This window comes from Paenibacillus sp. PvP094 (assembly GCF_040546835.1).
Lineage (GTDB): Bacteria > Bacillota > Bacilli > Paenibacillales > Paenibacillaceae > Paenibacillus > Paenibacillus illinoisensis.
This window is the reverse complement of record NZ_JBEPOM010000001.1, coordinates 2,436,313-2,449,222: the sequence shown is the minus strand read 5'-3', so window position 1 is coordinate 2,449,222 and position 12,910 is coordinate 2,436,313. Positions and strand designations below refer to the sequence as shown.

10 protein-coding genes are annotated in these 12,910 nt (G+C 50.3%); 3 read left to right on the top strand and 7 right to left on the bottom strand.

All coding sequences use genetic code 11. The annotated features are described in order from the left end of the window. Window positions 1–173 precede the first annotated feature (173 nt). A complete protein-coding gene (gene uxaC, locus ABIC22_RS11350) occupies window positions 174–1,616 on the bottom strand; it encodes a glucuronate isomerase (protein WP_354480869.1) in 1,443 nt (480 codons plus the stop codon). A 203-nt stretch (window positions 1,617–1,819) separates the two neighbouring features. Here uxaC and ABIC22_RS11345 point away from each other — a divergent pair, with 203 nt between their 5' ends. Then, window positions 1,820–2,569: an MBL fold metallo-hydrolase gene (locus ABIC22_RS11345; protein ID WP_354480867.1), complete on the top strand. Its 750-nt coding sequence runs from the start codon at window positions 1,820–1,822 to the stop codon at window positions 2,567–2,569. A 207-nt stretch (window positions 2,570–2,776) separates the two neighbouring features. Here the strand turns inward: ABIC22_RS11345 and ABIC22_RS11340 are convergent, their stop codons facing one another. After that, the gene (locus ABIC22_RS11340) at window positions 2,777–4,249 is read right to left on the bottom strand and encodes an alpha-amylase (protein WP_354480865.1); all 1,473 of its coding nucleotides are present in this window, start codon (window positions 4,247–4,249) and stop codon (window positions 2,777–2,779) included. Between the two features lie 107 nt (window positions 4,250–4,356). Continuing rightward, window positions 4,357–6,702, bottom strand: coding sequence for a helicase C-terminal domain-containing protein (locus ABIC22_RS11335; protein ID WP_127537379.1), 2,346 nt, complete (start codon window positions 6,700–6,702; stop codon window positions 4,357–4,359). Between the two features lie 135 nt (window positions 6,703–6,837). On the opposite strand from ABIC22_RS11335, the gene ABIC22_RS11330 reads away from it, so the two are divergent. Next, window positions 6,838–7,335, top strand: coding sequence for an antibiotic biosynthesis monooxygenase family protein (locus ABIC22_RS11330; protein ID WP_127537380.1), 498 nt, complete (start codon window positions 6,838–6,840; stop codon window positions 7,333–7,335). A 163-nt stretch (window positions 7,336–7,498) separates the two neighbouring features. Then, window positions 7,499–9,481: an LTA synthase family protein gene (locus tag ABIC22_RS11325; protein WP_354480862.1), complete on the top strand. Its 1,983-nt coding sequence runs from the start codon at window positions 7,499–7,501 to the stop codon at window positions 9,479–9,481. Window positions 9,482–9,607: 126 nt separating this feature from the next. On the opposite strand, the gene ABIC22_RS11320 is transcribed toward ABIC22_RS11325, so the two are convergent. From ABIC22_RS11320 to cidR, 4 genes are read right to left on the bottom strand one after another with little or no spacing between them, the layout of a single operon-like run. Further along, complete coding sequence (locus ABIC22_RS11320; RefSeq protein ID WP_354480860.1) at window positions 9,608–10,279, bottom strand: GNAT family protein; 672 nt, start codon at window positions 10,277–10,279, stop codon at window positions 9,608–9,610. 31 nt (window positions 10,280–10,310) lie between these two features. Further along, the gene (locus tag ABIC22_RS11315) at window positions 10,311–10,988 is read right to left on the bottom strand and encodes a GNAT family N-acetyltransferase (protein WP_354480858.1); all 678 of its coding nucleotides are present in this window, start codon (window positions 10,986–10,988) and stop codon (window positions 10,311–10,313) included. Window positions 10,989–11,039: 51 nt separating this feature from the next. After that, complete coding sequence (locus tag ABIC22_RS11310; protein WP_095290949.1) at window positions 11,040–11,897, bottom strand: carbon-nitrogen hydrolase family protein; 858 nt, start codon at window positions 11,895–11,897, stop codon at window positions 11,040–11,042. Window positions 11,898–11,954: 57 nt separating this feature from the next. Then, window positions 11,955–12,848 (bottom strand): cidABC operon transcriptional activator CidR, encoded by an 894-nt coding sequence (cidR, locus tag ABIC22_RS11305; protein WP_354480856.1) that lies wholly within the window; start codon window positions 12,846–12,848, stop codon window positions 11,955–11,957. Between the last annotated feature and the right edge of the window lie 62 nt (window positions 12,849–12,910).

Below are 12,910 nucleotides of genomic sequence, written 5' to 3'. Positions count from 1 at the left end.
CTCCTTTTTACATTCTCAATGAATTCTCAATTAACATAGGATCACTATTAAATAGTATATCAATTAATTAGGTATCCTAATTATATTTTCGTCAGCAGTGGAAGTCAAATAGGTAAATGACACCACAAAAAAACCGCGGCAGTTCGCCACGGTTTTGAAAAGTTCAATGTCAATCAGGACTGCGAAGCAGATACGGTTTTGAGGGAAGCCGAGAATGGGAAGTACTCCTTGGCATTGTTGTAGGCAATGCCTTGAACCATCTGTCCGAGCAATTCCATATCATGCGGCGCCTCTCCTTGTTCCACCCATTCCCCAATCAGGTTGCAGACCAGACGGCGGAAATATTCGTGTCTTGTATAGGAGAGGAAGCTGCGAGAGTCCGTCAGCATTCCCACAAAACGGCTCAGCAAACCGACGTTGGCCAGTGCTCTCATCTGAGCGAGCATGCCGTCCTTGGTATCGTTGAACCACCATGCTGCGCCAAGCTGAATTTTGCCCGGGATACCGCCGCCCTGGAAGCTGCCGACAATCGCAGCCAGCACTTCATTATCCCGTGGATTCAAGGAATATAGAATGGTTTTGGGCAGTGCCTTCTCCTGCTCCAGTGCGTCCAGCAGACCGATCATCGCAGAAGAAAGCGGCGTATCATTCACCGCGTCATATCCGGTATCCGGTCCAAGCTGAGCGAACATCCTGCTGTTATTGTTACGGGCTGCATTCATATGGAACTGCATTACCCAGCCCCGCTCCGCATATAGCTTGCCCAGGAATGTCAGTGTAACGGTCTTGTATTTATCCTCTTCCTCACGGCTCACGTGATGACCTGCGAGTGCTTTGGCAAAAATGGCTGCCGCTTCTTCCCGTGTTGCCTTGCCATATGGCACATAGTCCAGTGCATGGTCGGAAACTCTGCCACCTACGGAATGGAAAAACTCCACCCGGGATTCCAGTGCAGAGAGGAATGAATCATAATCAGAGATTGCTGTACCCGAAGCCTGAGACAGCTTGCCCACCCATTCGATGAAGGTATCCCGGTTCAGTTCAAGCCCTTTATCCGGACGGAAAGAAGGCAGCACCGCTGTATCAAAGCCTTCGATTTCCTGAATCTTCAGATGGTATTCCAGAGAATCACAAGGATCATCGGTTGTGCACACAACTGTGACATTGGATTTCGTGATCAGGTCACGTGCGCCAAACCCTTCACTGTTCAGCTTGGCATTTACTTTTTCCCAGATTCCTGGAGCACTGCTCTCATTCAACACTTCATATACCCCGAAGTACCGCTGCAGCTCCAGGTGGGACCAGGCATATAACGGGTTGCCGATCATCATGGGTACGGTTTTGGCATAAGCCAGGAAACGATCGTAATCGGTCACGCCCTCACCGCCAGTGATGTACTGCTCTTCGATACCGTTTGCCCGCATTAACCGCCACTTGTAGTGATCCCCGTACAACCAGGCTTTCGTAATATTGCCAAACGTCTTGTTCTCGTAGATCTCCTGTGGACTGAGATGGCAGTGATAGTCAATTATCGGCATGTCCTTGGCGTAATCCTCATATAACTTGACGGCTGTCTCATTGTGCAGCAAAAATTGTTCATCCAAAAAAGACTTCATTCGCTTCGCACGCTCCCTTTGGGTGAGTTTACGTTCATATGGGTACACTTCCCATCTTTACGCTACACTGTTTCCTCCCAAAGTTCAATAAAAAATGATAGCGTATTCAAAAAAGGTTGATTTAGGCATATGCCCCCGAACAAGATATACTGGTTTTAATGAACGATATGCTGATCTGAAGATCATACAAGGAGATGAAATCGTTGAAAATTACATTTCTGGGCACAGGGGACATGTTCAGCGTAGAGCAGTATCACAACAGCATGCTCGCCGAATTTGGAGGCACACATCTGGTCATTGATTTTCCAGAATCGAATGCAAAAGCACTCAAAGAGGTTGGGTTCCCCATGACTGATATCCATAATGTATTTATCACACATTTGCATGAAGACCACATTAACGGTGTACAGATGCTCGGATACTATTCGCAAATTGTAGGTGACCGCAAACCGCGCCTGTTTATCCACGAACAACTGGTTGAGCCGCTATGGAGCATCTTATCTCCAGGCATGCGCTACACCACCGATGGCGAGCGTACAATGAGCGATTATTATGATATCGTTCCACTGCCGGATGGAGGCACATTCGAACTGGGCGGTGTGACATTTGAGACATTCCGTACACAGCACGTTCCGGGCATGGTCAGCAATGGTATTGTTGCGAAGCCCTACTTCTACTACAGTGCAGATAGCACGCTGGATCAGGAACGGGTAGAACGAGCTGCCGCAGATGTGCAGCTGATTTTCCATGAATGCCACATGCATGATCTAGTGATCAAATCCCATACCTCACTGAAGGAACTGGAACAGCTGCCTGCGGAAGTAAGGCAAAAGACCGTCTTAATGCATTATCATGACGAATATGCAGATGCGAGTACCCGGGAACGGTTCAACCGCGAGCATGACCTGCGCATGGTCGGCACACTGGAATCGTTTGAGCTGGATGAGAAGTAAGGTAAGTATGGAATGCTCCGAGTAGTTTCAGGAGCTGAAGCATCGTTTTACCAGAAGATGAGTGGCCTTCATTCATGTTCCCCAATGGAGCCGAATAGAGGTTGCCTTCGTTAGCACAATAATAAAAGCTGTACCCAGCAAAAAAACCACCTGCAGGCATTCCATCGCCATTTCAGGTGGTTTACTTGTTTATATTTATATTCAAGCTTACGCAGTCGCACTCTCTTCATCAGGCAAAGCCCATACGGATAAACCTCCGCCACACACATGGAACGTAGCCCATCCGTCCTTCTCAATGGTGATGCTATCCTCGCAGCTGTGTGTCAGATCCGTCCATACTTCACCGGCGCGATGTTCGCCGACAAACATTCGTTTCTCGCCATCATCCCCGTTGGAGACCACCATCGCGCAACCGGAGCCCTCAATTTCTTCCACGCCGCGGCGTACCCATCCAATTGTATTGGGATGATCGAAATAATCCTCCTGCTCGCCATAAGCCTTGTTATAACGGGCAGACAGCAGGATATCCAGAATCTCCTTTTTACCCTCCACCGGTTCGGGACCGCCAATACCATAATAATCTCCGTAAAAGACGACCGGATACCCATCACGGCGCAGCAGGGTCAATGCATACGCGCTGGGTTTAAACCAGTCGCCAATCCACGATTCCAGTGCTTCATGCGGCTGGGAATCATGATTATCGACAAACGTTACGGCATGCGTTGGATGTGTCTGAACGAGCGTATCATCGAAGATTTTGGACAGGTCGAAGTCTCTGCCTGCCAGTGATGCCTCATGCAGCTTGTAGTGAAGGGACACATCGAACAGGTCGATCTGATAATCCACCGTATCCAGGAATTGACGGCAGGCATCAAGATTGGAATTCCAGAACTCCCCTACAATGTAGAAGTCCTGCCCCCGCTTGCGAATCATCTCTGCTGCAAATTCCTTGATGAATTCATGGTTGATATGCTTGATTGCATCCAGGCGGAAACCACTGCATTGCAGCGTATCAATCAGCCATTTTCCCCATTGAAGCATCTCCTTGCGGACCTCCGGGTGATTGTAATCGATATTGGCGAACATCAGATAATCATAGTTGCCGAATTCGTCATCGACATTCTCACTCCAGTTCTTGTTCTCTCCTGCAATGCGGAATATGCCGCTGCGTTCTGACTTAGCATCAAAGTCCGTACCGTTAAAGTGCTCGGATGTCCACTTGAAGGAAGAATATTGGTCGCCACGACCCGGAAACGTAAATTTGGTCCAGCCTTCAATCTCGAACGGTTTGGATATTTCCTTCGTCCGGTCGTTAGGGTCCACTTCGATGACTTTGAACACTTCCTTCTCGTCGGCACCCGCCTTGTGGTTCATCACCAGGTCGACATAGACGGCAACACCGTTTTTTTGACACTCTGCAATGGCATCCACCAATTCCTGTTTGGTACCGTACTTTGTCCGCACACTGCCCTTCTGGTCGAACTCCCCGAGATCGTACAGATCATAGACACCATATCCGGTATCCTCCGGGGTAATGGCTTTGGTCACAGGGGGCACCCATACCGAATCAATGCCTTTGGCTTTCAGCTCCGGAGCCATTTGGGCCAGTCGTTTCCAATGCTTACCGTCTGCAGCCAAATGCCATTCAAAAAACTGCATCATCGTATGATTTCTTTTCATTAAAAACCGACCTCCTTGATTGCTTTCGAAGCGGACGTTGGAACGGATATGTATTCGCCCTTGTTCGTTCGTTTGCTATCCAAGTAATACCCTTTTTGGCCTATGCTTCAATCACCTGCAGAGAAGTTTCCGGTTGAAGGGGAGATGCGCTTGTAGTCCAGCCACTCCTCGGGCAGAAGGGAACGATACGGCTCCTGGGTGAACCGATCATCCACCAATACGAGTACGCCCGTATCCTCTTCCGTCCGAATCAGCCTGCCGCCTGCCTGCAGCACCTTGTTCATCCCTGGAAAAACATAAGCATAATTGAAACCATTGCGTCCTGAGCGGTCGAAATAGTCACGAAGCACGTTGTTTTCCAGTCCAATCTGCGGAAGCCCTGCACCGACCACAACGACCCCATTGAGACGATCTCCCGGCAGATCCACTCCTTCTGAAAATACGCCGCCCATCACGGCGAATACGAGCCTGGTTCGTTCCGGATGCGGCTGGAATGCATTCAGGAATGCCTCCCTTTCCAGCTCATTCATGCCCTGTTCCTGCATGACCGTATCGGCCTCACCAGGAAGCTGCATGTAAGTCTCGTAGACTTCACGCATATACGGATACGAAGGGAAAAAGACAAGCAGGTTGCTCCGCGGCCACTCGGATACGAGCTGATGCAGCATGCTCGCAATCGGCTGCCTGGAACGCTGCCGGTCCTTGTAGCGAATGGACAAGGGAAGCAGCCTTACATCCAATTGTTCCCGCTGAAAGGGTGAAGGGATACGCAACGTGTAGTCCTCTTCCTCTGCACCAAGCATGTCCCGGTAATAACCCAGTGGTGACAAGGTTGCCGAGAAATGAATGATGGAACGGAACCCCTTCGCTGTCTGACGGAGCAGGACGGATGGATCAAGACAGAACAGCTTCACTCTCACTTCGCTTCGCACACATTCGGCATACGTGACGAATCGTTCATCATACAGCTTGGCGATACGCAGGAAGTTCTGGGCTGTGAAGTAGGCATCCAGCAGCAGTTGATCCGTCTCGGCATTTCCCGAACCGCCTTCCACAAGATTCTGCTCCGCAACCATGACAAAGGGCTCCAGCAATTCAATCAGTTCCTCCGGCGCTTCCTGCTGCAGCAGCTTGCCCTCTTCTCCTCCGTTTTTACGCAGGGTAATCAGATACTTATCGATGGCTCCCGCATGGTCTGTAATGGCCTTCGCGGCAGCGACACTGCTGCCCAGCGTCTTAAACTCCCTTTTGACATCCAGAAAAACAGCCTTCTCCAGCTCAGCGGAGAACATCATTCGTCCGCGATCAACCAGATTATGCGCCTCATCGACCAGCAGCACCGTCTTGCGTTTCTGCTCCTCCAGCATGCGTTTGAGGGAAATACGCGGGTCGAAAATGTAGTTATAGTCACAGATGACTGCATCGGCAGCGTATGCCGCATCCAGCGAAAATTCGAACGGACACACCCGGTGCTTGCGCGCGTACTGTTCAATGACTGGGCGTGTCATCAATGTTTCATGCTCCAGCATATCCAGCACTGCCCCATTAATGCGATCATAATACCCTTCGCACATGCCGCACTGTCCGGTATCACAAGCTTCTTCTTCCTTGAAGCAAATCTTATCCTTGGCAGTCAGGCTGATCACATGCATGTTCAGCCCCTCAGCTTGCATTCTGGCAAAAGCCTCTTCTGCCGCAACACGAGTCGTCGTTCTTGCCGTAAGGTAGAACAATCGACTGGCTTCGCCTTCACCAATCGCCTTCACTGCGGGAAATAAGACGGACATTGTTTTCCCAATTCCGGTTGGTGCCTTGGCCATCAGTCCCTTGCCTTCACGGATGGTCTGATATACTGCGCCTGCCAGCTTGCGCTGCCCTTCCCGATATTTGCGAAAGGGAAACGGTAGTTCTTTAACAGTGACATCGCGCTTCTCTTCATATGCAGCAATCATCTCGGCATAAGGAGCATATCCGGCAATGACCTCAGCAGCAAATTGCTCAAGCTCCTCACGTTCGAGCATGCGCCGATATCTTCTCTCCTGACTATTCACGGTCTGCACATAGGTAAGCTGCACTTGCATTCTTGGCTCATCATGCTGAACGGCATACATATATGCATACATGATAGCCTGCGCCCAGTGGACCGGAAGTCCGTCGCCCAGATCATCCAGGTTGCCGGCTGTTGATTTGATCTCATCCACAGTGAGCTGACCCTCCAGACGAATCAGACCATCACATCTTCCTTCAACGACATAAACCAGGTCTCCATGCCGGATTTCAGCTTCAAGCACAACTTCTTTCAGATCATCCTCCGTATAATCCTTCTGCACCCGCTGATGAATTCGGGTTCCTTCCTGCATGGATGCATTGGAACGGAATCCGGGACGAATACTGCCGCTACGATATACATATTCAACCAAAGGCCTGACTGATATTCGAATGGTATTTGTCATACGATCACCCGTTCTGTTTTAGTCCTTCTACTTTATCATGAAAAGACCTGGCCAAACCAGCCATTCTGCAGATTGGACTCGTCCCTCCCCATATGCTATGTTGAAGAGGAACGTACATTTAAGGAGGCAGCTTCCATGTATATTTATTTGGTTCCTTCCCCGATTCCGGACGTGCTCGCTGCATATCCGCATCTGACCCTGCGGAGCGAAGAGCAGGTTCGTCTTGCCATCGAAACGTCTGAACGTCTGCTTCATATTGAGTCGGATGATAGCGTAGCCGCATATGAGGCATTTGATGCCGCAGGCTCCTGGACAGGCGGCAGCTTTGCGGTTTTGAATAATATCCCGGTGACGGAAGACGGCCGCGGTGACTTCGAGGATCGGTTCAAAAACCGTGCACGCAAAGTGGAGGACGAGCCAGGTTTTGTCGGTATCCGGGTGCTCCGTCCCCTGAAAGATGATACGTATGTTGTACTTACCCTGTGGGAGTCAGAGGATCACTTCAAAAGCTGGCAGCAGTCTCAGGCCTATAATCATGCCCACCGCAATCGCAGTACAAGTGAAGGGCTGACCGCACAGAAACCAGCCATGTTTCCAAGAGCCTCTTATGTCACGACATATACAATAGAATAATGGGAACCTGATAGACTCAAGCGCCCATCGAGTTTTACTTAGCAGCAGATCACAAAGGCCTCTTCCCGAATGGGAGGGGCTGTTTCTATTTCATACTTTTGACACGACATACCATGAGGTATCATAATACTTGTTAAATGAAACTTCGGAAGGGAAGGCGGTTATGTTGTCACGCAGTTCACTCACCCGGTTTCTAAGCGGACCGTTTATATTGTTTACCGTGATCATGATTATCAAAAGCTCCCTGGCCTGGATGGTCATTTTCGATGATATCCCCGTCTGGAAGCCATTGCTTACGGAGCTGCCGTTGATCTGGATCTGCTTTTGTCTGATTGAGTGGTTTGCAGCCAAAAGACGGATGTGGGCCTATCTTGTCCTGAACCTGGTGCTGTCAGGCATTTTTTTCGCTGCCATTATGTACTACAAATATTATGGGGTTATCGTCAATTATCACGCGCTCGCGCAGGTGAATCAGGTGACGTCGGTGAAGAGCAGCATGTTCTCCCTGCTCGACCCATATTACTTGTTTATTTTTGCGGATATTCTGATTATTGGCGGCATATTGATCCGGCGCCGGATCAAGCTCGGCGTTACCGAACGTCCGGGAAAGATACCTCTGGACCGCAGAAGCAGACGCAGAGTTGCCTCCGTTATTCTGATGATTTCCCTAGTAATCTGCATGCTGAATATATACCCTAACCGGGCAAGCATGAGCGAAATTACGCAAGCGGAACAAATGGGGATCCTCGGATACGAGGCTTATACCATTCTGGCGGATCGGCCTGACAAGCCCGTTCCGCTTGATGAGATTGATCAGGATCGCATCGATCAGATCAAACAAACGACAGAGCTCGATGCCATTGTGGATTCGGGAGCAGCCAAGGGCCGGAATGTGATTGTCCTCCAGCTGGAATCGTTCCAGAATTTCCTCATTGGTCTGAAGGTTGATGGCCAGGAAGTCACACCACATCTCAACCAGCTTGCACAGGAAAGCCTGTATTTCCCGAACTTCTATCAGCAGGTAGGTCAAGGGAATACATCGGATGCCGAGTTTGTTGTCAATACATCATTCTATACACCGCCAAACGGAGCTGCATCTACGGTCTATGCCGATAAAGCCCTGCCAAGTCTCCCCAAACTATTGTCGTCAAACGGGTATCAGACCGCTACATTCCATTCAAACGATGTCCGTTTCTGGAATCGCGATCAGCTGTATAAAGCGCTTGGTTTTGATCACTATTACGATATAGATTATTTTGGCACCGAAGATTCTATTGCCTTCTCGGCATCGGATGAGGTGCTGTATTCCAAAACGCTCGATAAATTGGAAGAAATGCAGGCAGAAGGCTCGCCATTCTATGCACAGATCATCTCTATGTCTGCGCATCACCCGTACCATTTGCCAGAGAGAAAGGTTAGCCTGACGCTGCCAGAGCGGTACGCGGACACCCTGCCTGGCGATTATCTGGTATCCCAGCATTATGCGGATCAGGCGGTGGGACAATTCATCGATGGTTTAAAACAACGCGGACTATGGGAAAACAGCCTGCTGGTGGTATACGGAGACCACCTCGGCCTGCCCATCTATTCGCTGGACAAGGACGACAAAGAGTTAATGAAGGAAATCTACGGCAGGGAGTATACATCTGCCGACATGATTAACATTCCACTCATCATTACTGCTCCCGGTGTTACGCCTGCAGAGCAGCTGGGTCAGATCGGCGGACAGGTGGACATTCTGCCAACGATAGCCGGACTCACAGGGGCATCTCTCCAGGATCAACTGCACTTCGGGCAGGATCTGCTTCGGGAGTCAGGCAATCTGCTGCCGGAACGCTATTATCTGCCTACCGGTTCAGTGCTTAATGATGCCTCATTATTCATTCCGGAAACCGGTTATGGTGACGGAACCCATTACTCGCTTGCCGATGCCGGAAGGCAGGACATCAAGCAGGTGGAGAACCGTTCGGAACCTAAACCTGAGTCACCGGAAGGGAATACTGTTCCGGCAACCGCCACAACAGATGACGGCTCATCGTCTTCCTCAGGTTACATTACCAAGGACGAGTATGAGCGTGCTTTGGATCTTATGCATTTGTCCAATAGTTATTTAATACAGCTGCCTGACCGGAATACAGAGAAGTAGCCCCCAGAAGCAATCATTCAATCTATTACAAAAGCCCATGATACAGGAATGGATATCCTGCTTCATGGGCTTCATGCATTTCCAGCCGTTCGCAGGCTGTGTCATGCTGTATATTCAATCTCGTAATTACAAAGGCAGCAGCGGCACCGAAGTGCGAGCTTTCAGCTGATCTACCATGGCAAGCCATTCCTGCGGTTTATTCGGCAGGACAGCATAATAGCGATTCAGGAAATCGGCCACCAGGCTGGCTGGCAGCTCTCCCTGCTCCTCATTGCCCGGCATAAAGCAAAGGTCAAGTCCCCCCACTGCTTCTCCGTCCCCTTGCCAGGAAGGATGAACATATGAGAAGTCCAGTCGTTGATATCCGAGATGGGACAGCACCTCGCGCCGTACATACGGATCCATGGGCTTGATGCCGCCAAATTCATGATCCTGGCTAAGATACGGATTATAGATCTCGGCGAACATGCCGAACAGTTCCTTGCCGTTTGCTGCTGCAAGCTGCTGCAGGTCACGCTTGCGATGGTTGGCAAGGAAACTGCCGATGCCCAACCCTTCGCGGCCGATAATCGTAAAATCTGTCATGGCCACATTCCAGTCCTCATAGTAGCGATATTCTGTCGCTCCCACGACGTTCCCTTCATGCACAGCCACAAATACGCGAATGCCGGGGTCTTCCAGCGGTTCCTGCCACAGCGGGAAGTCCAGCACTTCCTCAGGCGGGAAAATCTCCTGCATCAGCTTGTGCATTTGGGCAAACAAAGGATCATTTATTGAAGTAATTCGTTTAAATTCCATGGATTCATCTACCTCCAATAATAAATGTGCATTATGTCTTGAACGGATTGCGCCATTCCATAAGGGCTGCATAGTTGCAGGACTCCTCATCATCCAGATAATCGGTCGCCACGCCCACTGGCATACGTCCGCAGCGCAGCAGGAACGAGATCACCGGATCGCGTTTCTCGCCGGATACCACCTGCTCCAGATACGCTTCAGCTGTCATTTCATCTGCCACCAGATGGTATCCGGGCATTCTTCCGGCACCGAGCAGCCGGTCAAGCCCCTGTGCAATGACCAGATGATACATGGCCTGCATCATGAGCTGTGCCAGTCCCCACTTGCGAAATTTCGGACGTACGCAGAGATCGACGATGTAGAGCGTGTTGCCACCCGGCTGATGATTGCGAATATACCCATCATCGGTCACTTCAACCCACGTGTGGCTTGCCGGATGTGAAGGGTCCCATTGCATGCGCAGCGAGGTCATCGATCCCGCTAGCTCACCATCTACCTCAATGCAGATAGCCCCATCCGGGTAGTTGGCTACGTGACTGGCAAGCTGCTCATGGTTCCAGAGCAGCTCTTCCGGATAAGGCGGAGGAAAGCTCTCGGCCTGGATGCGAATCAGTTCATCGAAGTCAGCCTCCTGATACGTACGAACGATAGCTTTTACGGGCTTACCATGTCGATCCGGACCGGTAATCAACATCTCTTTTTGATACATGCTGATCATCTCCTCCTTCCAACAGACAATACGGGTAGTTCAAGCCTCCGACTACTCCCAGTCTGTATATAGATCGGTGCGGCGGTCACGCCAGGTCGTTACCGATCCGCGCTCTCGTACTTCATAGAGCAAATCCAGATCCAGATCTGCTGTTACGATCATATCATCGTTAATCTCACCTTCGGCCAGAATGCCGCGCGGCGGGAACGGGACATCATTCGGCGTAATGATGGCAGCCTGTCCGTAGTTGGCACGCATGAAGTCCACTGTCGGCAGATTGCCCACTGTTCCGGTCAGTACAACATAAACCTGGTTCTCTACCGCGCGGGCATGACTCGTATAGCGCACCCGGTAGAATCCATGCCGATCATCCGTGCAGGAAGGACAGAAGATGACGTCAGCTCCTTTGGCTTTTGCCATACGCACAATTTCCGGGAACTCAATATCGTAACAGGTCAGCATCGCAATTCTGCCTTTATCCGTGTCGAAAACTTCAAGGCCATCACCCGGTGCCATGTTCCATTCCTGTACTTCGGTCGGTGTAATATGGATCTTGGCCTGGCGTGCAATACGGCCATCCGGATAGAACATGTGGGCGGTATTATACAATTTCCCTTCACGACGGATGACATGAGTTCCCCCGATCAGATGCATGTTGTACTTCGCCGCCAGGGATGTGAACAGCTGTTCATACTGCTCCGTGAAATCGGGCAGATCCTCAATGGTCAGCGCGTTGCCTTTACCGTCACCTATGGACATGAGCTGAGTTGTAAAAAATTCAGGGAACAGCACAAATTCAGTTCCGAATTCGTCGGCTGTCCGTATGTAATGCTCGGCTTGAGCAGCAAACTGCTCAAAGGAGCTGATGGTTTGCAATTGGTACTGTACAGCGGATACCCGCAATTTCATGTTTCTCCACCTCCATCATTATTCTGCTCTCATTGTATCAACGATATGAAGTAATTTCTATTTCCTTTCTTCGCTCAACATCGCCTTGGTGAAACCGATCCATTCCCTTGTGGCAAAAGAAAGATATCGGTCCTTGCGCCAGATCATGCCGAGCTGCCAAGGGATCACGGGTTCCACAACCGGCATAATGCGTACACGCATATGATCCACTTCACGGCAGATGGTCTCGGGAAGTAATGCCACCCCCAGATTGGCCGCAACCATTGCACTGAGCAAATCCCACTGGGAGCTCTCATAGACAACCCTCGGCTGGAATCCTACATGCTGACAGGCCACAATGATCCGATCATGCAGGGCAAAATCCTCCCTGAACAGCACAAAGGCATCATGCTCCAGTTCACGCAGGGCAACCGATTCTTTGCCCGCCAGCGGATGCGAAGGATGAACGAGCAGATTCAGCTTTTCTTCCACGAACACAAAATGATCAAGCAGCTCATCCACCGTCGGCAGCACAGCTACACCAATATCCAGTGCACCACTGATGACATCGGCCTCTACCTTTTTCGCACCATCCTCAAACAGTTGAATGCTCACTTGCGGATAGGCCTTATGAAATTCACCGATGATCATGGGGAAAAAGCTCGAGCCCACCATGGGCGGCAGTCCGATACGCAGATGTCCTTTCTTCAGGTTCATCAGATCGTCGAGCTCGGACGACAAGCTGCGAAACGATTTTTCAATTTCCAGTGCCTGCCGGAAAAAAACATGCCCTGCATCGGTCAATTCAACTCTCTTGCCGTACCGATCCAGCAGCGTAACCCCCAGCTCTTCTTCAAGACTTTTCACGGTTTTGCTGATGGTTGGCTGTGTGATATATAACACCTCGGCTGCCTTGGTAAAGCTCTGCTGCCTCGCGACTTCCAGAAAATATTGCAAATGGCGGATATCCATCGTCTGATTCCAGCCTCTCATAGATAAATGGAATAGAAAACATTCTTAATATGCATTTTACT